Annotated in this window: 27 protein-coding genes; 26 read left to right on the top strand and 1 reads right to left on the bottom strand. The window is 50.5% G+C overall.

All coding sequences use genetic code 11. From position 1 onward, the window contains the following. Nucleotides 1-56 precede the first annotated feature (56 nt). From minD to ACI3EW_RS09080, 23 genes are all read left to right on the top strand, one after another. Nucleotides 57-848: a septum site-determining protein MinD gene (minD, locus tag ACI3EW_RS09190; protein WP_118297949.1), complete on the top strand. Its 792-nt coding sequence runs from the start codon at nucleotides 57-59 to the stop codon at nucleotides 846-848. Further along, nucleotides 849-1,133 (top strand): cell division topological specificity factor MinE, encoded by a 285-nt coding sequence (gene minE, locus ACI3EW_RS09185; protein WP_118297950.1) that lies wholly within the window; start codon nucleotides 849-851, stop codon nucleotides 1,131-1,133. It abuts the gene before it with no gap. Between the two features lie 3 nt (nucleotides 1,134-1,136). Beyond that, nucleotides 1,137-2,267, top strand: a complete 1,131-nt coding sequence (locus tag ACI3EW_RS09180) for an FtsW/RodA/SpoVE family cell cycle protein (protein ID WP_118529795.1) — start codon at nucleotides 1,137-1,139, stop codon at nucleotides 2,265-2,267. A gap of 11 nt (nucleotides 2,268-2,278) precedes the next feature. Then, a complete protein-coding gene (locus tag ACI3EW_RS09175) occupies nucleotides 2,279-2,674 on the top strand; it encodes a methylglyoxal synthase (protein ID WP_118297952.1) in 396 nt (131 codons plus the stop codon). Next, a complete protein-coding gene (locus ACI3EW_RS09170) occupies nucleotides 2,674-3,642 on the top strand; it encodes a D-alanyl-D-alanine carboxypeptidase family protein (RefSeq protein ID WP_215703013.1) in 969 nt (322 codons plus the stop codon). Before ACI3EW_RS09175 ends, ACI3EW_RS09170 begins: the two co-directional genes overlap by 1 nt. A gap of 22 nt (nucleotides 3,643-3,664) precedes the next feature. Then, nucleotides 3,665-3,892, top strand: a complete 228-nt coding sequence (locus ACI3EW_RS09165) for a hypothetical protein (RefSeq protein WP_405581345.1) — start codon at nucleotides 3,665-3,667, stop codon at nucleotides 3,890-3,892. 20 nt (nucleotides 3,893-3,912) lie between these two features. After that, nucleotides 3,913-4,332 carry a twitching motility protein PilT gene (locus ACI3EW_RS09160; protein ID WP_118297955.1) on the top strand — a complete coding sequence of 140 codons (420 nt, stop codon included), beginning with the start codon at nucleotides 3,913-3,915 and terminating at the stop codon, nucleotides 4,330-4,332. A 168-nt stretch (nucleotides 4,333-4,500) separates the two neighbouring features. Continuing rightward, nucleotides 4,501-4,842, top strand: coding sequence for a YlxM family DNA-binding protein (ylxM, locus tag ACI3EW_RS09155; protein ID WP_015554334.1), 342 nt, complete (start codon nucleotides 4,501-4,503; stop codon nucleotides 4,840-4,842). Nucleotides 4,843-4,860: 18 nt separating this feature from the next. Beyond that, nucleotides 4,861-6,225 (top strand): signal recognition particle protein, encoded by a 1,365-nt coding sequence (ffh, locus tag ACI3EW_RS09150; RefSeq protein ID WP_405581341.1) that lies wholly within the window; start codon nucleotides 4,861-4,863, stop codon nucleotides 6,223-6,225. Between the two features lie 77 nt (nucleotides 6,226-6,302). After that, nucleotides 6,303-6,545, top strand: a complete 243-nt coding sequence (gene rpsP / locus ACI3EW_RS09145; RefSeq protein WP_015554336.1) for a 30S ribosomal protein S16 — start codon at nucleotides 6,303-6,305, stop codon at nucleotides 6,543-6,545. A 14-nt stretch (nucleotides 6,546-6,559) separates the two neighbouring features. Further along, nucleotides 6,560-6,787 (top strand): KH domain-containing protein, encoded by a 228-nt coding sequence (locus ACI3EW_RS09140; RefSeq protein WP_015554337.1) that lies wholly within the window; start codon nucleotides 6,560-6,562, stop codon nucleotides 6,785-6,787. Between the two features lie 153 nt (nucleotides 6,788-6,940). Beyond that, on the top strand, nucleotides 6,941-7,456 hold the full coding sequence (gene rimM, locus ACI3EW_RS09135) for a ribosome maturation factor RimM (RefSeq protein WP_118297957.1): 516 nt from the start codon (nucleotides 6,941-6,943) through the stop codon (nucleotides 7,454-7,456). A 12-nt stretch (nucleotides 7,457-7,468) separates the two neighbouring features. Then, nucleotides 7,469-8,218, top strand: a complete 750-nt coding sequence (gene trmD, locus ACI3EW_RS09130; RefSeq protein ID WP_118297958.1) for a tRNA (guanosine(37)-N1)-methyltransferase TrmD — start codon at nucleotides 7,469-7,471, stop codon at nucleotides 8,216-8,218. Between the two features lie 192 nt (nucleotides 8,219-8,410). Next, a complete protein-coding gene (rplS, locus tag ACI3EW_RS09125) occupies nucleotides 8,411-8,758 on the top strand; it encodes a 50S ribosomal protein L19 (protein ID WP_118297959.1) in 348 nt (115 codons plus the stop codon). A gap of 132 nt (nucleotides 8,759-8,890) precedes the next feature. After that, nucleotides 8,891-9,436 (top strand): signal peptidase I, encoded by a 546-nt coding sequence (gene lepB / locus ACI3EW_RS09120; RefSeq protein WP_118297960.1) that lies wholly within the window; start codon nucleotides 8,891-8,893, stop codon nucleotides 9,434-9,436. A gap of 24 nt (nucleotides 9,437-9,460) precedes the next feature. After that, entirely contained in the window at nucleotides 9,461-10,309 is an 849-nt protein-coding gene (gene ylqF / locus ACI3EW_RS09115) for a ribosome biogenesis GTPase YlqF (protein ID WP_118297961.1), read from the top strand. A 41-nt stretch (nucleotides 10,310-10,350) separates the two neighbouring features. Next, nucleotides 10,351-10,995: a ribonuclease HII gene (locus ACI3EW_RS09110; RefSeq protein ID WP_118297962.1), complete on the top strand. Its 645-nt coding sequence runs from the start codon at nucleotides 10,351-10,353 to the stop codon at nucleotides 10,993-10,995. A gap of 127 nt (nucleotides 10,996-11,122) precedes the next feature. Beyond that, the gene (locus ACI3EW_RS09105; protein ID WP_405581334.1) at nucleotides 11,123-11,470 is read left to right on the top strand and encodes a YraN family protein; all 348 of its coding nucleotides are present in this window, start codon (nucleotides 11,123-11,125) and stop codon (nucleotides 11,468-11,470) included. A 153-nt stretch (nucleotides 11,471-11,623) separates the two neighbouring features. After that, nucleotides 11,624-12,490 (top strand): peptidoglycan editing factor PgeF, encoded by an 867-nt coding sequence (gene pgeF / locus ACI3EW_RS09100; protein ID WP_118298056.1) that lies wholly within the window; start codon nucleotides 11,624-11,626, stop codon nucleotides 12,488-12,490. 151 nt (nucleotides 12,491-12,641) lie between these two features. Continuing rightward, on the top strand, nucleotides 12,642-12,857 hold the full coding sequence (locus ACI3EW_RS09095; RefSeq protein ID WP_118297964.1) for an alpha/beta-type small acid-soluble spore protein: 216 nt from the start codon (nucleotides 12,642-12,644) through the stop codon (nucleotides 12,855-12,857). Nucleotides 12,858-13,342: 485 nt separating this feature from the next. Then, a complete protein-coding gene (gene rsmD, locus ACI3EW_RS09090) occupies nucleotides 13,343-13,897 on the top strand; it encodes a 16S rRNA (guanine(966)-N(2))-methyltransferase RsmD (RefSeq protein WP_118322725.1) in 555 nt (184 codons plus the stop codon). A gap of 143 nt (nucleotides 13,898-14,040) precedes the next feature. Continuing rightward, nucleotides 14,041-14,538, top strand: a complete 498-nt coding sequence (coaD, locus tag ACI3EW_RS09085) for a pantetheine-phosphate adenylyltransferase (protein ID WP_118322729.1) — start codon at nucleotides 14,041-14,043, stop codon at nucleotides 14,536-14,538. A gap of 21 nt (nucleotides 14,539-14,559) precedes the next feature. Further along, a complete protein-coding gene (locus tag ACI3EW_RS09080; protein WP_118297966.1) occupies nucleotides 14,560-15,153 on the top strand; it encodes an ATP synthase subunit B family protein in 594 nt (197 codons plus the stop codon). Nucleotides 15,154-15,240: 87 nt separating this feature from the next. Here ACI3EW_RS09080 and ACI3EW_RS09075 read toward each other — a convergent pair whose 3' ends face one another. Further along, nucleotides 15,241-16,401, bottom strand: coding sequence for a hypothetical protein (locus ACI3EW_RS09075; protein ID WP_405581328.1), 1,161 nt, complete (start codon nucleotides 16,399-16,401; stop codon nucleotides 15,241-15,243). A gap of 270 nt (nucleotides 16,402-16,671) precedes the next feature. Between ACI3EW_RS09075 and ACI3EW_RS09070 the strand changes: the two genes are divergently transcribed. The 3 genes from ACI3EW_RS09070 to ACI3EW_RS09060 all read left to right on the top strand — a co-directional run bounded on the left by ACI3EW_RS09070 (nucleotide 16,672) and on the right by ACI3EW_RS09060 (nucleotide 20,348). Next, nucleotides 16,672-17,418, top strand: coding sequence for a pseudouridine synthase (locus ACI3EW_RS09070; RefSeq protein ID WP_118322720.1), 747 nt, complete (start codon nucleotides 16,672-16,674; stop codon nucleotides 17,416-17,418). Further along, nucleotides 17,415-18,071 carry an HAD family hydrolase gene (locus ACI3EW_RS09065; protein WP_215703018.1) on the top strand — a complete coding sequence of 219 codons (657 nt, stop codon included), beginning with the start codon at nucleotides 17,415-17,417 and terminating at the stop codon, nucleotides 18,069-18,071. The genes ACI3EW_RS09070 and ACI3EW_RS09065 overlap by 4 nt, the downstream gene beginning before the upstream one ends. 195 nt (nucleotides 18,072-18,266) lie before the next feature. Then, nucleotides 18,267-20,348, top strand: a complete 2,082-nt coding sequence (locus tag ACI3EW_RS09060; protein WP_405581325.1) for a YgiQ family radical SAM protein — start codon at nucleotides 18,267-18,269, stop codon at nucleotides 20,346-20,348. Nucleotide 20,349: the final 1 nt, after the last annotated feature.

Raw genomic sequence — 20,349 nt, 5'->3', positions numbered from 1 at the left:
TCTGAAAACAGAGGAGATGCGAGTACATTCATAACTTAATACAGGAGGATATTCTTATGAGTGAAGTCATTGTTGTTACATCCGGAAAAGGGGGTGTTGGCAAGACGACGACCTCAGCGAATGTCGGTACAGGACTTGCCATGCTCGGGGAGAAAGTGATCCTGATCGATACAGATATCGGTCTCAGGAATCTCGACGTGGTGATGGGACTGGAGAACCGCATCGTCTACAACCTTGTGGACGTCGTGGAGGGGAATTGCCGTCTGAAGCAGGCACTGATAAAGGACAAAAGATATCCGAACCTGTTTTTACTTCCGTCCGCCCAGACCAGGGACAAGTCCTCCGTGACTCCCGGTCAGATGCGAAAGCTGGTGGATGATCTGAGAGAAGAGTGTGATTATGTACTGTTAGACTGTCCTGCGGGGATCGAGCAGGGATTTAAAAACGCCATTGCCGGAGCGGACCGTGCTTTTGTCGTCACGACTCCCGAGGTATCGGCGATCCGTGACGCAGACCGGATCATCGGCCTGCTGGAGGCGGAAGAAATCTCAAAGATGGATCTCATCGTGAACCGGATCCGGATGGATATGGTCCGGAGGGGGGATATGATGTCGATGGAAGATGTGACGGATATCCTTGGAATCCCGATCCTCGGCGCGATCCCGGACGATGAGGAGATCGTGATCTCCACGAACCAGGGGGAACCTCTGGTGGGAATGAATTCCTTTGCCGGACAGGCTTATCTTAACATCTGTAAGCGGATACTTGGTCAGGAGGTGCCGCTTATGGGGCTTGAGAAAAACAAAGGATTCTTCCATATGTTTAGCGGCCTCTTAAAGAGGGCATAAATGAAAAAGAGACTGTTCCATATCCTGACAGGGAGAAATTCCGGAAGTATCGCGAAAAAACGGCTTGAATTTCTGCTGATCGCGGACCGGGCCGGATGTACGCCGGAAATCCTGGAGATGTTAAAAAACGACATGATAAAAGTCATATCAAGATATATGATGATCGATCCGGAACAACTGGAGGTCAAGGTGATCCACATGGATCAGAGAAAGGCGGGAGAAAAGCTCCCGGTCCTGTATGCCAGTGTTCCGGTTCGGGAACTGCTGGTTAAGGGGACATTTTAATACATGCTTTCAGAATACAATTTTAAAAACTTCAATTTCCGGTTGTTGTTCTACGCCCTGGCGTTAAATGTGATCGGGCTTCTTGTGATCAACAGTGCGGTAAACGGAGACAGAAGCTATATCAACCGCCAGTTGATCGGCCTTTTTGGCGGACTGGTGATCATGATCTTCTTGGCTCTGATGGATTACCACAAACTGATGCGCTGTACCGGCGTGATCTATCTTGCCTGTGTGGCGATCCTGCTGGCGATCATTGTCGCAGGACAGTTTGGAGGAGCCGGAACGGGTGCGAGACGCTGGATCACACTTCCTGTGATCGGACGCTTCCAGCCGTCGGAATTTGTTAAGATCGGTCTGATCATTTTCTTCTCCTGGTTTCTGCAGCGAAATCAGGAGAAGATCAACGATCCCCGCACATTGATCATCGTCGGGGCTTTTGCTGCGGTTCCGCTGCTTCTCATTATGAAACAGCCGGACCTGTCCACGAGTATCGTTATCGTGTTCATTATTGTATGCCTGATCTTTGTCGCAGGACTTAGCTATAAGTGGATCATCGGCGCGGCTGCTGTTGGGATCCCGGGGCTGGCACTCACGGTATTTCTTGCTGAGCGGGGCGCTGTTCCGTTCCTGACAGGATATCAGGTAAACCGAATCCTCGCCTTCATCAATCCGGGAAAATTCGCAGACTTAAATGTCCAGCAGGATAACTCAAAGATGGCGATCGGATCGGGAATGCTGTATGGAAAAGGTCTGCTCAACGAGACGGCCATTTCCGTAAAAAACGGAAATTTCTTATCTGAGGAACACACCGATTTTATTTTTGCCGTGATCGGTGAGGAGATGGGGTTTGTGGGCTGCATGCTTGTGCTGGTCCTCTACCTTCTCTTCGTATTTGAATGCCTGCGAATGGCAGGGAGAACGAGAGATCTGACCGGAAAGCTCCTCTGTACGGGGATGGCTGCTCTCGTTGGATTCCAGGCATTTACAAACATTGCGGTTGCCACCGGGATTTTCCCGAATACCGGACTTCCGCTTCCATTTATCAGTTATGGTGTAAGTTCTCTGGTAAGTCTTTATATCGGCATCGGCGTTCTTTTAAACGTCGGACTGCAGCAAAATAAACTGGAATTCTAGGAGGTATTCTTATGAATGTTGGACTGATCGCGCATGATTCCAAAAAGAAACTGATGCAGAACTTCTGTATCGCGTATAAAGGGATCTTAAGTAAACATAACCTCTATGCGACCGGAACGACCGGAAAACTCATTGAGGAAGTCACAAATTTAAATATCCATAAATTCCTTCCTGGCCACCTTGGCGGGGAGCAGCAGATGGGAGCACAGATCGAGAACAATGATATCGATCTTGTGATCTTCCTGAGAGACCCGCTGTCACCGAAGTCCCACGAGCCGGATGTCAACAAGGCGGTGAGACTCTGCGATATCCACAACGTCCCGCTTGCGACAAACCTTGCGACAGCAGAGCTTCTGATCAAGGCTCTGGATCGCGGAGATCTTGAGTGGCGTGAGATGTATAAGTAATGAGTAAGAAGAAAAGATGGATCCCGGGGATCGTGGGGTTCTGCCTGATTCTCGGCGCGACTGGCTGCGCCGGACTTGCAGATACGGGAAATACCTACGCCCTGGATCAGAGGATCGAGACGTTCGCATCTTCAGGCAGCGGAAGAACGGCGGACGGCTTTGCGGCAGACCTGGCGGTGGTAACGGATGGGATCGACGGAGACGGAACACTCACAGCGCAGTCTGCCGGGGTATTTCCGCTCGATGGGGGAAATGCCGTATTTGCGCAGGATGTTTTTGAACGCAGAAATCCTGCCAGCACGACGAAGGTTATGACGGCGCTTGTCGCCCTGAAATATGGAAATCTTGAAGATATGGTGACGGTTCCTCAGGAGTCGGTAATCACGGAGAGCGGTTCCTCCATGGCGGGGGTTGTTCCCGGAGATAAGCTGACACTGGAGCAGCTTCTTTATGGTCTTTTGATCCCGTCGGGAAACGACGCGGCAAACGCGATCGCAGTTCATATGGGCGGATCGATCGAAGGATTTGTTGAAATGATGAACGAGGAAGCAGCCCGGATCGGTGCCACAGGGACGCATTTTGCAAATGCCAACGGCTTGACGAACGAGGACCACTATATGACCGCCTACGACCTTTATTTGATGTTCCATGAGGCGTTAAAGTATGAGAAGTTCCGGGATATTATCGGAACGAAGACATACACGGCGTCCTATAAAGGGGCGGACGGATCGGATAAAACCGCATCCTGGAGTGTCAGCAACTACTACATGCTCGGAAAGAGGGAAATGCCGGATGGACTCTCCGTATTCGGAGGAAAGACCGGAACCACCCAGGCGGCGGGCTACTGCCTGATCATGGGGGAGAAGGACGCGGACGGGAAAGAGTACGCATCTGTCGTGATGCATGCGGACAGCCGCGATGCCCTCTATTCGGATATGTCGACGATCATGGAGAAGATCGACCGGTAGCAGAAAACAGGAGGAAGAATACGTGAATGAACAGGACATGAAAGTTTTCGGGGGATCCGAAGGTTTTCATGTCCTGTTTTTACTCCCGGGCAACCGTAAAGAACTGTCGACAGCAGATTCTACCGGTGTTGGAAGTACATTCTGCTTTTGTATGAAATTATTTCGAAATTTAGAAATAATGGTTGCAAATTTTCAGCAAATAGTCTATAATGAATTTACAAACAAGAGATTTTTTATACAAAATATATAAAATCCAAGGAGGAGTGCATTATGGTTCAGATCATCGCAGGACGGAAGGGAAAAGGAAAAACTAAATATTTACTTGACATGGCTAACACAGCTGTAAAAGAGGCAAAAGGTTCAATCGTTTACCTTGATAAAAGTTCGAAACATATGTACGAGCTTAACAACAAGATCCGCTTAATCAACGTGGCTGAGTTCTCCGTAAGTACGGCTGAAGGCTTTATCGGTTTCATCTGCGGAATTATTTCCCAGGATCACGATCTCGAGGCTATGTATCTTGACAGTTTCTTAAAGCTCGCCGGTCTTGAGGGAGAAGATATCACTGCAACTCTCGCAGAGCTGGATCAGATCAGTACAAAGTACCATGTAAACTTTGTATTAAGCGTATCCATGGATGGTGAAGAACTTCCGGAATCTGCAAAAGATATGGTGCTGGTAGCATTATAAAACAATCGCTCCTTCCTATAAGTAAGAGTACATAAACACCTGCCTGATGGCGGGTGTTTATGTTTTATAAGCCGGAAATTCTACGCTGCGAAAAAAATAAATAAAATGTCAAGCAAAAACACTTGACAACCATCACCGTTTATAGTATGATATCGCAGGTGACCTGATATGGAAAAAATTGTAGCACAGGGTCTTCTGTATGATTTCTATGGAGAGCTCTTAACGGAGCACCAGCGGCGTGTATATGAAGATGTGGTATTTAATGACATGTCCCTCAGCGAGATCGCCGAAGAACAGGGAATCAGCAGACAGGGCGTGCATGACCTGGTGAAGCGCTGTGACAAGATTCTTTCCGGATACGAGGAAAAACTGAAGCTTGTCGAGAAATTCAACCAGACAAAGAAAATGGTAGAAGAGATTAAGGAACTGGCTGGCCAATATAAAAAGGACGGCGACCGATCCCTGATCGACAGGATCGAAGCAATTTCCGAGGAGATCGGGAAGCTGTAAGCCAGAGGGAGAGTTTTCATGGCATTTGAAAGTTTAGCCGATAAATTACAGAATGTCTTTAAAAACTTAAGAGGCAAAGGAAGACTGTCAGAGGCGGATGTAAAAGCTGCCCTGAAGGAAGTCAAGATGGCTCTCCTGGAAGCCGACGTAAGTTTTAAAGTTGTTAAACAGTTTATCAGTTCTGTACAGGAGAGAGCGATCGGACAGGATGTCTTAGAGAGCCTGACTCCGGGACAGATGGTAATAAAAATTGTAAACGAAGAACTCGTAAAACTGATGGGTTCCGAGACCACAGAGATTGCCTTAAAGCCCCAGAATGAGATCACGGTCATCATGATGATCGGTCTTCAGGGCGCAGGTAAAACAACGACTACGGCAAAACTTGCCGGAAAGTTCAAGGCAAAAGGCAGAAAGCCGCTTCTTGCGGCTTGCGACGTCTACCGACCAGCTGCGATCAAGCAGTTACAGGTAAACGGTGAGAAAGTCGGAGTTCCGGTCTTCACAATGGGAGATAACCAGAATCCGGTGAATATCGCAAAAGCCGCTGTGGAACATGCCAGAAAAGAAGGCATGAATCTTGTATTCCTCGATACGGCAGGACGTCTTCAGATCGATGAGTCCATGATGGATGAGCTCGTCAACATCAAAGAAGCAGTCAATGTCGACCAGACGATCCTCGTTGTCGACGCGATGACCGGTCAGGATGCAGTGAATGTTGCCGGAAGCTTTAATGACAAGATCGGCGTCGATGGCGTGATCTTAACAAAGCTTGACGGTGATACACGAGGCGGTGCGGCGTTATCGATCCGTGCCGTGACGGGAAAACCGATCCTCTACGTCGGTATGGGCGAGAAGCTCTCTGACCTGGAACAGTTTTATCCGGACCGTATGGCTTCGAGAATCCTTGGAATGGGTGATATCCTTTCCCTGATTGAGAAAGCCGAATTTGAGGTGAGCGAAGAGAAGGCAAAAGAAATGAGCCAGAAACTTCGCAAAGCAGAATTTGATTTTAACGATTTCCTGGATCAGATGCGCCAGATCAAAAAGATGGGCGGAATGAACAGCATCTTGAACATGATGCCGGGAATGGCCCAGATGAAGGGAAATGTTGAAATAGACGAGAAATCCATGGATAAAATGGAGGCGATCATTCTCTCAATGACGAAGGAAGAGCGGGCGAACCCGTCACTCCTGAATCCGTCGAGAAAACAGAGGATCGCGAAGGGCGCCGGAGTAGATATTGCCGAGGTGAACCGGATCGTCAAACAGTTTGAACAGTCGAAAAAGCTCATGAAGCAGCTTCCTGGAATGATGGGAGGCGGAAAGCGGAAAGGGCTTGGCGGACTGGGCGGTATGCTTGGAAAGATGAAATTACCATTCTAAGTACCGCATTATGATAAGAAGGCAAATGCGATTCCCGCATGGCTGATAAACGAAAAAACCAAGGAGGTGAAATTGTCATGGCAGTTAAGATGAGATTAAGAAGAATGGGTCAGAAGAAGGCTCCTTTCTATAGAATTATCGTTGCAGATTCCCGCTCCCCGAGAGACGGTCGCTTCATCGAAGAGGTTGGATACTACGATCCGAACACAGAGCCGAGCACCATCAAATTCGACGAGGAAGCAGCTAAGAAGTGGTTAGGAACAGGCGCTCAGCCGACTGAGACTGTTGCTAAGCTCTTAAAGGCAGCCGGTATCCAGTAATCGAGGTGGATTCAATGAAGGAATTGGTAGAAGTTATCGCCAAAGCGCTGGTTGATAATCCAGATGAAGTCGTTGTTACGGAATCTGAAAAAGAAGAAGAGATCGTCATTGAGCTCAAGGTTGCCCCGACCGATATGGGAAAGGTGATCGGAAAGCAGGGAAGGATCGCGAAAGCCATCCGCTCCGTTGTGAAGGCGGCTTCTTCCAAGATGGATAAGAAAGTGATTGTTGAAATTCAGTAATCGTGAGGGACTGTGGACAGGATTTTTCCCGGCTGCAGTCCCCTTTCTGTTATCAGAGACGGTTTCTGCGGGCAGGTATCAGCCGTGCCGCGCTTGATAGAATGACAGGAGCTGACTGCCCGGGTTCCCTCACAGTTACGATAGGAGACAAATATGGAAAAATATCTTCGTGTAGGCGTCATTACCTCCCCGCACGGCGTGCGCGGCGAGGTGAAGGTCTATCCGACCACCGATGACGCGATGCGCTTTAAAAAATTAGATCATGTGATCCTGGACCTCGGAAGAGGAGAAAGCCGGGAGTTAAAGATCCGTCAGGTAAAATTCTTCAAAAACATGGTCATCCTGAAATTCGACGGGGTTGACACTATGAACGAGGTGGAAGGATGGCGCCAGAAGGACCTTCTGATCACAAGAGACCAGGCAGTGCCTCTTCAGGAGGACGAATTCTTTATCACCGACCTCATCGGACTTACTGTTGTCACGGACGAAGGGGATACGCTCGGAACGCTGACGGATGTGATGGAGACAGGAGCAAACGATGTCTACTGTGTAAAGACACCGGAGGGAAAGGAACTTCTTCTCCCGGCGATCCACGACTGCATTCTCGATGTGGATCTTGATAAGGAAGAGATGCTTGTCCATGTTCTTCCGGGACTTCTGGATCTGTAAGGGGAGGCCGCGATGAATTTTCATGTACTTACCCTGTTCCCGGAGATGATCATGAACGGTCTGGAGACCAGCATTCTCGGCCGCGCGGCAGCGAAGGGGATCGTATCGTTTGAGGCGGTGAATATCCGCGATTATACGCTGGAGCGCCACGGGAAGGTGGACGACTATCCTTACGGCGGCGGCGCCGGGATGGTCATGCAGGCGGAGCCGATCTACCGCGCTTATGAGGCACTTGTCGAGAAGATCGGAAAGAAACCGCGTGTGATCTACATGACTCCCCAGGGAAAGACTTTCAATCAGAATATTGCGGAAGATCTCGCGAAGGAGGAGGATCTGGTGTTCCTCTGCGGTCACTATGAGGGGGTCGATGAGCGCGTTCTGGAGATGATCGCGACAGATTACCTCTCCGCAGGAGACTATGTCCTCACAGGAGGAGAGCTTCCGGCGATGATGATGATCGACTGTATTTCAAGACTTGTCCCGGGAGTGCTGAACAACAATGTGTCTGCGGAGTTCGAGACATTCCACGATAACCTTCTGGAGTATCCGCAGTACACGCGCCCGGAAGTGTTCATGGGCAAAAAAGTGCCGGATATCCTTCTTTCCGGGCATCATGCAAATGTCGAGAAATGGCGCAGGGAGCAGTCGATCATCCGCACACTGAAGAACCGCCCGGAACTTTTGGAGGACGCTGTCCTTTCGAAAAAGGAGCAGAAGTTCCTGGATGAATTGCTGAGACAGCAGGAGACCGAAAAACCGTGACCAAAAAATTGCACGATATATGAGAAAACCGCTTGCATTTTGGCTTGCGGTATGATAAAATACAAAACTGTGGTATCCGAAAGACGGGAGAACCCTGTCAATACGGAGACTTAAATCATAAGAGATGTTCCGCTGCCGCAGGAAAAGAAGATGCGGGTAAGAACATCGAATACTTTAAGGAGGTTCATATCAATGAACGACATTATCAAGAATATCGAAGCTGCACAGTTAAAAGAGTCTGTACCGAGCTTCAACGTAGGTGACACTGTAAGAGTATCCGCTAAGATCAAAGAGGGAAACCGTGAAAGAATCCAGATCTTCGAGGGAACTGTTATCAAGAGACAGAACGGCGGCGTTAGAGAGACTTTCACAGTAAGAAAGAACTCCAACGGTATCGGCGTTGAGAAGACATGGCCGCTTCATTCTCCGTCTGTTGAGAACGTTGAGGTTGTAAGAAGAGGTAAAGTTCGCCGCGCGAAACTTTACTACTTAAGAACAAGAGTAGGTAAAGCTGCAAAGGTTAAAGAATTAGTAAAATAATTCATAACAACTGTACAGAGAGTCAGTAGATCAAAGGGGCAATGAAAATTGTCCCTTTGTTTTTACTAAAACAGCAGGAATTCCCCTTGCATAAAGTACAGATGTTCTGTCATGGATTCAGGAGGTCCCTTCATGGAATTTTTTGAGAAAAAGGAACCGAACAGACTTCACCGGATCACGGAATGGGCGGTCGACTGCGCAGTCATGATCGCTCTTGCGTGCTATCTCGTGTTTTGTTTTGGGAGCAGGGTTGAGATGAATGGAAGTTCCATGAAACCCGTGCTGGAGTCCGGAGATGTGGTGCTGATAAACCGGCTCGCATATGATGTCGGGAAACCGGTCCGATTTGATGTTGTCGTCTTTGAACGGGAAGGACAGCAGCCGGGGATCAAGAGGATCATCGGACTTCCCGGTGAGACGGTCCAGATCAAAAATGGATCCGTCTATATCAATGGGGAACTCTTAAAAGCGGAAAACGGACTTGCCGAGGCGACGATCGCCGGGGCAGCCGAGTATCCGGTCGAGCTCGGGGATGATGAATATTTTCTCCTGGGTGACAACCGTGAATCAAGTGAAGACAGCCGGTTTTCCGGCATTGGAAATATAAAACGGGAAAATCTCATCGGACGCGTCTGGCTGCGGTTTCAGCCATTTTCCAGACTTGGTTTCGTCCGGTAGCAGGAAAGGACGGAGACGATTACTATGAATATACAGTGGTATCCAGGCCATATGACAAAGGCGAAACGCGCCATGAAAGAGGACGTGAAACTTGTAGACCTCGTGATCGAGCTTGTGGATGCGAGAGCGCCGCTTGCCAGCCGCAATCCGGATATTGACAGCCTCGCAGCTGGAAAAGGCCGTGTGATCCTTTTAAATAAGGCGGATCTTGCTTCTGAGAAGGCAAATGCCGCATGGATCTCCTATTTTGAGGGACAGGGCTTCCAGGTCATGAAGATCGATGCAAGAGCGAAAGCGACGTTAAAACAGCTGAATGCCCTGATCCAGGAGGCATGTAAGGAGAAGATCGAGCGCGACAGAAGGCGCGGTATCTTAAACCGCCCGGTGCGTGCGATGGTGGTCGGGATCCCGAACGTCGGAAAATCCACGTTCATCAACAGCTTTGCCGGAAAAGCAGCTGCGAAGACGGGAAACAAACCTGGCGTCACAAAGGGAAATCAGTGGATCCGTTTAAATAAGCAGGTGGAGCTTCTCGACACTCCGGGTATCTTATGGCCGAAATTTGAGGACCAGAAAGTTGGTCTTTTACTGGCGTTTTTAGGCTCCATCAACGATGAGATCCTGGAGAAAGATGAACTGGCTTCCGAACTTGCGGGATATCTTAAGGAGATCACTCCTGGTCTCTTAAAAGAGCGTTACGGGATCGAGGAGGAAGGAAAGAAGCCGTATGAGCTCCTCGATGAGATTGCAACGGCGCGTGCATGCCTGACAAAGGGAGGCGTGAATGATCTGACAAAGGCGGCGAGACTTCTTCTTGATGAATTCCGCGGCGGAAAGCTCGGAAGAATCACGCTGGAGATGCCGGCGGAATAAAGTGTGGAACATGAATACGCAGGGATAAGGAGTAAAGAGATATGGCAAGACGTGTGCTGACCGGAGAAAAGCTGGAAAAGGAGCTGGAACGCCTCTCCCTCATGCGGGAGTTCGAGAGACAGTATGAGGACTGTGCGTTTATCTGCGGGATCGATGAGGCGGGCCGCGGACCTCTTGCAGGGCCGGTTGCGGCCGGTGCGGCGATCCTGCCGAAGGACTGCCAGATCCTTTATTTAAACGACTCGAAAAAGCTCTCTGAGAGCCGGAGAGAGGAACTGTTCCTGGAGATCAAGGAGAAAGCGATCGCCTGGTCGGTGGGGATCGTGGGTCCTGAGCGGATCGATGAGATCAACATCCTGCAGGCGACTTATGAGGCGATGCGCCAGGCGATCGCGAAACTTGACCCGGCGCCCCAGATCCTTTTAAACGATGCGGTGACGATCCCGCAGGTTGCGATCCCGCAGGTGCCGATCATCAAGGGCGATGCGAAGAGCGTTTCCATCGCGGCGGCAAGCATCCTCGCAAAGGTCACCAGGGACCACATGATGGAAGAGTATGATAAGGAATACCCGGAGTATGGGTTCGCAAAGCATAAGGGATACGGAACTGCCGCACATATCGCGGCGCTGAAAGAGTTCGGACCGACCCCGATCCACAGACGGACATTTATTACGAAGTTTGTGTGATAAGCAGCCATTTTTCGAAGAAAAATGAGCGGATTATGAATGCTTTTGAGCATTGCGGGAGCACGAAGTGCGGAGCAATGCGGTATCAGAGAAACAAAGCTGAGCGAGTCATCGATGGGGGATTTTTGTGACAAGAAATAATCGGGCAGTGGGCAGCATCTATGAGGAAAAGATCGCTGCCTTTTTAAAACAGAACGGATTTGTGATCCTGGAGCGGAATTACCGCTGTAAACAGGGCGAGATCGATATTATTGCGAAAGATGGAAGCTATTTCGTGTTTATCGAGGTGAAATACCGTGCCAGTGGTTCAGCTGGGGTTTCGCTGGAAGCGATCGACCACAGAAAGGCTCTTCGGATCCGGAATGCGGCAGTCTATTATCTGTATTCCCACCAGCTTCCGGAGGAGACACCGTGCCGGTTTGATGCGGCGGGGATCGATGGGGATGAGATCACATATATCAGGGATGCATTTTAAGGTTCAGGCCGAATGTATGTGGGACTCGCAAAAATCCATTATGCTTTTGATCGTGTATCCGGAACAAGCATGCGTACTTTCCGCATGGCTGAGAACGGCGCATATCGTTGAATGAAAAAATTCTGCATGAGATATCTCGGAAAGGGGAAAATTATGGATCAGTGGATCAGAAAAACAGATGCGGCGGATCATATGAAGGAAGTGACAAATAACGGTGTCACCTACCTGACATTCCCGGCACTTGATGCAACCGGGATCGTCACTCACGCGTTTTCCACGCGGATGGGAGGTGTCAGCGAAGGCTGGTATTCGACCATGAATTTCTCTTTCACACGCGGTGACAACCGGGAACATGTGCTGGAAAATTACAGCAGGATGGCGGCGGCGCTCGGCGTAAAGCGGGAAAAGATGGTCTTAACCTGGCAGACGCACACGACAAATATCCGCGTTGTATCGGAAGATGATCTTGGAAAGGGAGTTGTGAAGGAACGGGATTACCGGGATATTGACGGTCTCCTGACCAATATGCCGGGTGTGACGCTCGTGACGTTTTTTGCAGACTGTGTGCCGTTATACTTTGTGGATCCGAAGCATCGTGCGATCGGACTCGCCCATTCGGGCTGGAGAGGAACCGTGAACCGTATGGGAGAAAAGATGGTGGCGGCCATGAAGCGGGAATACGGAAGCCGGCCGGAGGACCTTGTCTGCTGTGTGGGACCGAGTATCTGCAGTGACTGCTACGAGGTTGGAGAGGATGTTGCGGACAAGTTTTATGACGCGTTTTCTAAGGAAGACTGCAGGGCGATCGTTCTGCCGTCGAAGACGGGCATGATCGGAAAGAGGCAGCTGGATCTCTGGGAGGCGAACCGACGGATCCTTCTGGAGGCCGGAGTCCCGGAAAAAAATATTTCCGTCACTGATATCTGCACGAGATGCAATCCGGATAAGTTGTTTTCCCACCGGGCGATGGGAGAGAAGCGAGGGAATCTCTGCGCGTTTCTTGCGCTTAAGGAGAATTAGGCGTGTGAGAATGCGGGGGTTCGCAAAAAATGACATTTGACGAAAAACCTTCCAGTGTATTATTTTTCAGGACGATCATACTAGGAACGTACCATCAAACATGCCCGATGCGAGAGCAGGAAAGGCATTACACTAAAAGGAGGCGTATCTTATGTCTAACACAAGCAGTTCTTCTTCTAACCGTGTAGTAGTTCCGGAAGCAAAGGAAGCGATGGACAAATTCAAAATGGAGATCGCGGATGAGCTCGGAGTGCCGCTTACAAACGGCTACAACGGCAATCTGACTTCTTACCAGAACGGCAGCGTCGGCGGCTATATGGTTAAGAAGATGATCGAGGAGCAGGAGAAGAAGATGGCGGGCAAATAAGGGTTAGAGCCTGAGCATCTGAGGGAGAGGCCTTCGCGATGGGATGGGATTTCAGAGATTCTATCTGATCGCGGGGGCTTTTTTCTGTGTAAAATTGGTTGGCGAGGGGTACGCGGTGAGCTTCCGCCTGGGAGCGCCCGGGGATGCGGGGATGGTTCCTCTAAGCTTGCGGGAGATTGCTAAAGGCGGAAAAAAGATGATACAACTCGCTGCGCTCAAACAAGTATCATCTTTTTTCCAACGCAGTCACCCGCGAGCTAAGAGGAAGCCAGATCCCCGGATCAAGGCGCTCCCAGGCGGAAACTCACCGCTGTGGGATGGTGGGGCGAAAAGAGTGGGGGTGTGACAGCGGGGAGGAAGTTTATCGCTGGTTTATGCAATGTCTGAAAAAGGCTCAGAAAACACTTGTATAATAGAAAAAATACGATTATAATGGGGCGGAGAATAAAAATTGCAGTGGTATTTTATGAGTTAGAGGTTGAGATATGAGAGTAATCGCAGGCAGTGCGAGACGGCTGCTTTTAAAGACGGTCGAGGGAATGGAGACGAGACCGACTACGGACAGGATCAAGGAGACTCTGTTTAATATGCTTCAGAATGATCTTTACGGGGCGAGATTTCTGGATCTTTTTGCGGGAAGCGGGGCGATCGGGATCGAGGCGCTGAGCCGTGGGGCGAAGGAAGCGGTCTTTGTGGACAAGGGAGACGGACAGATTTCCTGTATCCGGGATAATCTGAAGACGACCCATCTGGAAGAGAGGGCTCGTGTGATGTCCGCGGATGTGACAGAGGCGATCCGGAAGCTTGACCGGGAAGGAAAGGCGTTTGATTTTATCTTTATGGATCCGCCGTACCGGATGGATCTTCCGAAGAAGGTGCTGGAAGCGCTGAGGGACACTTCTCTTGCGGATGAGGAGACGCTGATCATCGTCGAGGAAGCTCTCGATACTGATTTTTCCTGGGCCGGAGCGCTCGGGTATGAGATTGAGAAGAGTAAGGAATATAAGACGAATAAGCATGTATTCCTGAGAAAAAATTAAGAATCATCTGTTCAGGGGACTGAAAAAGGGAAGACAGATCCGGCGGTCAGAGACTGAAGGCTGAAGCCGGGTCAAAATACAAAAACGGAACGATATAAAACGAGGAGAAAAACCGCGGGTTTTCGCGGTGTGAGACAGAAATTATGAAAAAAGCAATTTATCCGGGAAGTTTTGACCCGGTTACACTGGGACATATCGACGTGATCAGACGTGCGTCAAAGCTGTTTGATCATCTGATCATCGGCGTTCTTAATAATCGTGCGAAAACGCCATTGTTTTCCGTGGAAGAACGTGTTAAGATGTTAAAAGAGGTCACAAAAGACATTCCGAACGTGGAGGTAAAAAGTTTTGCGGGTCTTACCGTTGACTTCGCGAAAGAATGCGGCGCGAACGCCGTTGTCCGCGGACTCCGCGCGATCACTGACTTTGAATATGAGCTCCAGATCGCCCAGTTAAACCGCGTGATGGATACGAGTATCGATACAGTATTCCTGACGACAAGTCTCGAGTACGCGTATTTAAGTTCCAGTACCGTGAAAGAGGTAGCGGCTTACGGCGGCGATATTTCAAATTTTGTAACGCCTTATGTGGCGGATGAAGTACATAAGAGACTGCGTGAGAGACAGGGCAGTCAGGCGTAAGGGAAAGGAAAAGGAAACAACATGAGCAGAATTGAACAGTTAATCAATGAAATTGAGGAATACATCGACAGCTGTAAATTTCAGCCGTTATCTACATCAAAGATCATCGTAAATAAAGAGGAACTGGACGAGCTTTTAGTCGAGCTCCGTTTAAGAATCCCGGATGAGATCAAGCAGTATCAGAAGATCATCAGCAATCAGGACGCGATCCTTTCCGATGCTCACAGCAAAGCGGATGCGATGCTCGCAGAGGCAACTGCTCAGACAAACGAGCTTGTAAATGAACACGAGATCATGCAGAGAGCCTATGCCCAGGCAAATGAGATCATCGAGCAGGCGCAGGCGCAGGCTCAGACGATCGTTGACAATGCGGTCGCTGATGCGAACAGTGTCCGTCAGGGTTCGATCCAGTATACCGATGATATGTTAAAGAGTCTCCAGACGATCATGAACCACACGATGGAGGGCGCTCAGGGCCGCTTCGACGCATTCATGAATTCCATGAAGTCCAGCTACGATATCGTCTCCTCCAACAGAAAGGAGCTTTCCTCCGGGATCATCACTGAGAAAGAGGAGAGCGCTGAGCCGGAAAAACAGGATTCCACTGAGGCTTGATTGCGGAAACGCTGTCGACGGCGTACCGGCCTGACCGGACCGGATCTGCGAGAGGATGCGGGAGTGGTATTTTATGAGAACCGATATTTAAAAAAAGTGAAATCCCAGAATGCCGGTGAGAGCTGCCATAAATGCAGCAGCCAGGGCGGAATGGGCAATTTTCCAGAGAAGATACTGCCGGATGGAGAGTCCGGCAGTTTTTTTTATTCGCTTATTGTTTAACGGGAAATTTCCATGCACCGGAGAACTTTCTTCTTTATCTGCCGGAAAGTTCTGATGGGACTTCCCACTTTGGATCACCGCATTTGTCTGCGACAGGGCGGAAAAGCCTCCGAAGGAAAAGATGGCAGCTGCGGCGACGGCGGAAACCGGATACGGAAGGGAGTCATGAACCGTCCGGATCCCTGTGGTGATCTCCAGACTGCCGCAGAGAAACAGCCGGACCGGGGCAGGGATCCGGGGAGTGTTCCGGACAACGAGGATCAGGATGGAGTAAAAGATAAGATATCCGCCGATCTTTACGAGAATCTCCGCGGAATTTATGATCGCGGCGTCGAATGTGATCGTGGGTCTGGTCAGCCTGCTGACAGATGGAGCGTCAGGATTCATGATCGCGGCGTTGAGAGCGATCGTGGGTCTGGTCAGCCTGTTGACAGATGGGTCGTCAGGAGTCATGATCGCGGCGTTGAGAGTGATCGCGGAATGCTTCGTCTGTGCCCTTGCGGTAAAGCTGGCCGGAAAGGAGGCCCGGACGTGTTCTCTCCGGTAGATCAGGCTGGCCGGGACCGCGAGAAGGAGTAGAGGTGCGTAGATAGAAAAGACAAAATATGACAAAGGGACCTGGGAAGCAAACATGGGACAGACGAAACCTGCGAGAAACATGGGACTTGGATGATTGCAGAGTGCAAAGAGAAATTTCGCCTCCCCGGAGCTGATCCGCCCTTCCGCGTAAAGATCGGCACATGTCTTTGCTCCCATGGGGCAGCCGCAGAGAAGACCGGTGAGGAGAACATACCAGCCGTCCGCCGACAGTCCGGCAAAGCGGAAGATTACCGGGAACGGACGCATGAGTGCCTGGACCCCGCCGGAGGCGGAGAGAACGGAAGACAGTACCATAAACGGAAAAAGCGCCGGGACGACGGAGGAATACCACAAAAGAAGTCCGGACACAGCCCCTTTTGTTACGAGATCCGCGTGAAAGATCATAAAGATCAAGCAGAGCAAGATCAGAAAAGCTCGTTTTATCATAAACACTCCTTTTTGCAGAATTTTTTCAGGATTCATGGCCGCATCCGGATCTTACGAAAAAAAGCACTGCCCGCGTACTGTAACCTGCCCGCCGATGCTGCAGAACTCTTTCTATTATTTTCATTGTACTTTCCCCGGAATTTTGATATGATAAATATAGTGCGCTTTTCTGTTTAAAATGCATTTCCGGGATAAAGTCCGAAACCTGGAAAGTCTGCGGGTGCGGCTGTGGAAATGTCGGAGAGCGCGTGATCGGAAGGAGAGAAATATTTGGAAAAAGCAATCCGGCTGGACAAATATCTGGCTGATATGGGAAAAGGTACGAGAACGGAGCTCAAGGAGATGATCCGGAAAGGACGGATCAAGGTGAACGGCGAGGTCGTGAAAAAACCGGAGACAAAGATCCGGAAGGGCGAAGATACGATCCTGCTCGACAATGCGCCGGTGGAGTACGTGGAACTGGAATATTATCTTTTGAATAAACCGCAGGGCGTGATCTCGGCGACGGAGGACCGCCGCAGGGAGACGGTCGTGGACCTGATCGATGAAAAGCAGAGGAAAGATCTCTTCCCGGTGGGACGTCTTGATATCGATACGGAAGGTCTGCTCCTCATCACAAACGATGGGGCGCTTGCCCACCGTCTTCTTGCCCCGGGTCACCATGTAGATAAGGTCTACGAGGCGAGATGTGAGGGACTTGTCCCGGATGAAGCGGTACAGAAGTTCCGTGACGGGATGGAACTCTCGGACGGACTTTCCTGCATGCCGGCGGAACTCGAGATCCTGGAGAGGAAGGCCGGGGATCCGGAGACAGGGACGGAGGCGGAGAGTCTGGTGAGTCTGACTCTTCACGAGGGAAAATTCCATCAGGTAAAGCGTATGATGGAGGAAGTCGGCTGTCCGGTTGTCCACCTGAAACGCCTGTCCATGGGACCATTGAAGCTGGATGCGACATTAAAACCCGGTGAGTACCGGAAACTGACGGATAAAGAACGGGAGTTGTTGGAAAACTTATGATAAAAAATTTTTTGGATCATAAAAAAGCGATGCTTTTTGACCTCGACGGGACCCTGGTGGATTCCATGTGGATGTGGGAAGCCATCGATATCGAATTCCTTGGAGCGTATGGTTACGAGTGCCCGGAGGATCTTCAGAGAGCCATTGAAGGAATGAGCTTTTCGGAGACGGCCGTGTATTTTAAGGAACGGTTTAAGCTTCCGTTAAGCCTGGACGAGATCAAGGCAATCTGGGTTCAGATGTCGATCGACAAGTACCGCTATGAGGTCCCGCTGAAGCCGGGTGTGCCGGAGTTTTTAAAATACTGCAGAGAGAACAGGATCCGCACGGGGATCGGGACCAGCAACGGAAGCGAGATTGTGGACGCGGTCCTGACTTCCTTAAACGTGAAGGAATATTTCGACGTGGTGGTGACGGCCTGCGAGGTGGCTCACGGAAAACCGGAGCCGGATATTTACCTGGAAGTGGCGAAGCGCCTTGGCGTAAAGCCGGAGGAGTGCCTCGTATTTGAGGATATCCCGGCCGGGATCATGGCGGGCAAAGCGGCAGGAATGCCAGTGATCGCCGTGGAGGATGATTTCTCAAAAGACCTGATGGACGAGAAACGAGCACTCGCGGACGCGGTGATCGCGGATTACAGAGAACTTTTATAAAGCTGCAAATATTTCAGTGAAAACAGTGACTTTCCTAAGCTGGAAATTCGCTGGAGATGCAGAAAGAAATACAAAAAACATAATAACGGCGGGGGATGAAAGTTTGGGTTCTCCGCCTACGGCAGACCACGGTAAGTTCGGAACAAATATGTCAGACTGACGGTGGCTGGAAACAATATATGAAGGACATAGAATATGATACATGATTTTCTCCCGGTATGCCGGGCAGATATGGAAAAAAGAGGCTGGGATCAGTGCGATTTCGTCTATGTGTGCGGGGACGCCTATGTGGATCATCCGTCGTTCGGATCGGCGATCATCAGCCGTGTGCTGGAATCCTACGGATATAAAGTCGGGATCATCGCCCAGCCGGACTGGAAGGATAAGGAGAGCATCCAGATCCTCGGAAGACCGAGACTCGGCTTCCTCGTGAGCGCCGGAAACATGGACTCGATGGTAAACCATTATTCCGTCTCGAAAAGAAGGCGCGATAAAGATTCCTACACGCCGGGCGGTGTGATGGGAAAACGGCCGGATTACGCGGCGGTTGTCTACTGCAACCTGATCCGCTCGGTCTACAAAGACATCCCGATCGTGATCGGTGGGATCGAGGCGAGCTTACGTCGTCTCGCACACTACGATTACTGGTCAAACAAAGTAAAACACTCGATCCTCGTGGACTCTCAGGCGGATCTGATCTCCTACGGAATGGGGGAAAAGTCGATCGTTGAGATCGCGGACGCCTTAAATTCCGGGCTTGATGTGAAGGACATCACATTCATCGACGGAACCGTCTATAAAACGGACAGTCTGGATTCCGTCTACGATGCGGTGATCCTGCCGTCCTATGATGAGATCAAAACGGATAAAAGACGGTATGCGGAGAGCTTCGGGATCCAGTATAAGAATACGGATGCGTTCTCCGGAAAACGCCTGGTGGAGCCGTACCGCGACAATTTATATGTGGTCCAGAACCCACCGGCAAAACCGCTCTCCGTCCAGGATATGGATGATGTCTACGCGCTCCCGTATATGAGAAAATGGCATCCGTCCTACGACGCGGCGGGCGGGATCCCGGCGTTCTCTGAGGTGAAATTCAGCCTCATCAGCAACCGCGGCTGTTTCGGCGGCTGCAGCTTCTGTGCGCTGACCTTCCACCAGGGCAGGATCATCCAGGTTCGGAGCCATGAGTCTATTATCGAGGAGGCCAAATATCTGACAAACGAGCCGGATTTCAAAGGCTATATCCATGATGTCGGCGGTCCGACGGCGAACTTCCGCTTCCCGGCCTGCAAGAAACAGCTGAAATACGGAGCATGTCCGGGAAAACAGTGTCTGTTCCCGAAGCCATGCGAGAACCTGATCGCGGATCACACGGATTATATCGCACTCCTCAGGAAACTCCGGGCGCTTCCGAAGGTCAAGAAGGTCTTTATCCGTTCCGGAATCCGTTTCGATTATGTGCTCGCAGATAAAAAGAAGGATTTCCTCCGGGAACTCTGCATGTACCATGTCAGCGGACAGCTGAAGGTCGCGCCGGAGCATGTCTCCGACCAGGTCCTCCGCCTTCTCGGAAAGCCGGAAAATGCGGTCTACGAGAAGTTCGCGCAGGAATATAAAAAGATGAATGAGAAGCTCGGGTTAAAGCAGTACCTTGTCCCGTATCTCATGTCCTCCCACCCGGGTTCCACGCTGAAAGAGGCAGTGGAGCTTGCGGAACACCTGAGAGACCTCGGCTACATGCCGGAGCAGGTACAGGACTTCTACCCGACACCGTCGACGATATCGACCTGTATGTACTACACGGGACTCGATCCGCGGACGATGGAGCCGGTCTATGTGCCGACGAACCCGCATGAAAAGGCGATGCAGCGTGCCCTGATCCAGTACCGGAATCCGGACAACTATGATCTTGTAAAAGAGGCACTGATCAAGTCCGGACGAGAGGATCTGATCGGATTCGACCAGAAATGCCTGATCAAGCCGCGGAAGATGGCGAAAGACATGGCGGGCGGAGACCATTCCGGTCATTCGGGAAAGGCAGCTTCCGGCAGAGGCGGTTCCGTCCGGAGAGATGGCGAAAGACATGGCGGAAATAACGGCCGCGTTGCGTCACGGTCCGAGAAGAGCAGAAATGACAGCCGCTTCGCATCGCAGGCCGGAAAAACCAGAAATGACAGCCGTCAGACCGTATCCGGCAGGGCGAAAGGGATGGCAGGCCAGACCGGCGGCAAGAAGCCGAAACCAAGACCGCAGCAGGGAAGAAACAGGAAATAAA

This window comes from Pilosibacter rotomagensis (assembly GCF_045062245.2).
Taxonomy (GTDB): Bacteria; Bacillota; Clostridia; order Lachnospirales; family Lachnospiraceae; genus Pilosibacter.
The sequence above is the reverse complement of the archived record's forward strand: the minus strand, read 5'-3'. Positions and strand labels throughout refer to the sequence as shown.

Excerpts from the sequence above, each read along its gene's own strand:
- minD (WP_118297949.1), top strand. The coding sequence starts at position 57 with ATGAGTGAAGTCATTGTTGTTACATCCGGAAAAGGGGGTGTTGGCAAG.
- minE (WP_118297950.1), top strand. The coding sequence starts at position 849 with ATGAAAAAGAGACTGTTCCATATCCTGACAGGGAGAAATTCCGGAAGT.
- ACI3EW_RS09180 (WP_118529795.1), top strand. The coding sequence starts at position 1,137 with ATGCTTTCAGAATACAATTTTAAAAACTTCAATTTCCGGTTGTTGTTC.
- ACI3EW_RS09175 (WP_118297952.1), top strand. The coding sequence starts at position 2,279 with ATGAATGTTGGACTGATCGCGCATGATTCCAAAAAGAAACTGATGCAG.
- ACI3EW_RS09170 (WP_215703013.1), top strand. The coding sequence starts at position 2,674 with ATGAGTAAGAAGAAAAGATGGATCCCGGGGATCGTGGGGTTCTGCCTG.
- ACI3EW_RS09160 (WP_118297955.1), top strand. The coding sequence starts at position 3,913 with ATGGTTCAGATCATCGCAGGACGGAAGGGAAAAGGAAAAACTAAATAT.
- ylxM (WP_015554334.1), top strand. The coding sequence starts at position 4,501 with ATGGAAAAAATTGTAGCACAGGGTCTTCTGTATGATTTCTATGGAGAG.
- ffh (WP_405581341.1), top strand. The coding sequence starts at position 4,861 with ATGGCATTTGAAAGTTTAGCCGATAAATTACAGAATGTCTTTAAAAAC.
- rpsP (WP_015554336.1), top strand. The coding sequence starts at position 6,303 with ATGGCAGTTAAGATGAGATTAAGAAGAATGGGTCAGAAGAAGGCTCCT.
- ACI3EW_RS09140 (WP_015554337.1), top strand. The coding sequence starts at position 6,560 with ATGAAGGAATTGGTAGAAGTTATCGCCAAAGCGCTGGTTGATAATCCA.
- rimM (WP_118297957.1), top strand. The coding sequence starts at position 6,941 with ATGGAAAAATATCTTCGTGTAGGCGTCATTACCTCCCCGCACGGCGTG.
- trmD (WP_118297958.1), top strand. The coding sequence starts at position 7,469 with ATGAATTTTCATGTACTTACCCTGTTCCCGGAGATGATCATGAACGGT.
- rplS (WP_118297959.1), top strand. The coding sequence starts at position 8,411 with ATGAACGACATTATCAAGAATATCGAAGCTGCACAGTTAAAAGAGTCT.
- lepB (WP_118297960.1), top strand. The coding sequence starts at position 8,891 with ATGGAATTTTTTGAGAAAAAGGAACCGAACAGACTTCACCGGATCACG.
- ylqF (WP_118297961.1), top strand. The coding sequence starts at position 9,461 with ATGAATATACAGTGGTATCCAGGCCATATGACAAAGGCGAAACGCGCC.
- ACI3EW_RS09110 (WP_118297962.1), top strand. The coding sequence starts at position 10,351 with ATGGCAAGACGTGTGCTGACCGGAGAAAAGCTGGAAAAGGAGCTGGAA.
- pgeF (WP_118298056.1), top strand. The coding sequence starts at position 11,624 with ATGGATCAGTGGATCAGAAAAACAGATGCGGCGGATCATATGAAGGAA.
- ACI3EW_RS09095 (WP_118297964.1), top strand. The coding sequence starts at position 12,642 with ATGTCTAACACAAGCAGTTCTTCTTCTAACCGTGTAGTAGTTCCGGAA.
- rsmD (WP_118322725.1), top strand. The coding sequence starts at position 13,343 with ATGAGAGTAATCGCAGGCAGTGCGAGACGGCTGCTTTTAAAGACGGTC.
- coaD (WP_118322729.1), top strand. The coding sequence starts at position 14,041 with ATGAAAAAAGCAATTTATCCGGGAAGTTTTGACCCGGTTACACTGGGA.
- ACI3EW_RS09080 (WP_118297966.1), top strand. The coding sequence starts at position 14,560 with ATGAGCAGAATTGAACAGTTAATCAATGAAATTGAGGAATACATCGAC.
- ACI3EW_RS09075 (WP_405581328.1), bottom strand. The coding sequence starts at position 16,401 with ATGATAAAACGAGCTTTTCTGATCTTGCTCTGCTTGATCTTTATGATC.
- ACI3EW_RS09065 (WP_215703018.1), top strand. The coding sequence starts at position 17,415 with ATGATAAAAAATTTTTTGGATCATAAAAAAGCGATGCTTTTTGACCTC.
- ACI3EW_RS09060 (WP_405581325.1), top strand. The coding sequence starts at position 18,267 with ATGATACATGATTTTCTCCCGGTATGCCGGGCAGATATGGAAAAAAGA.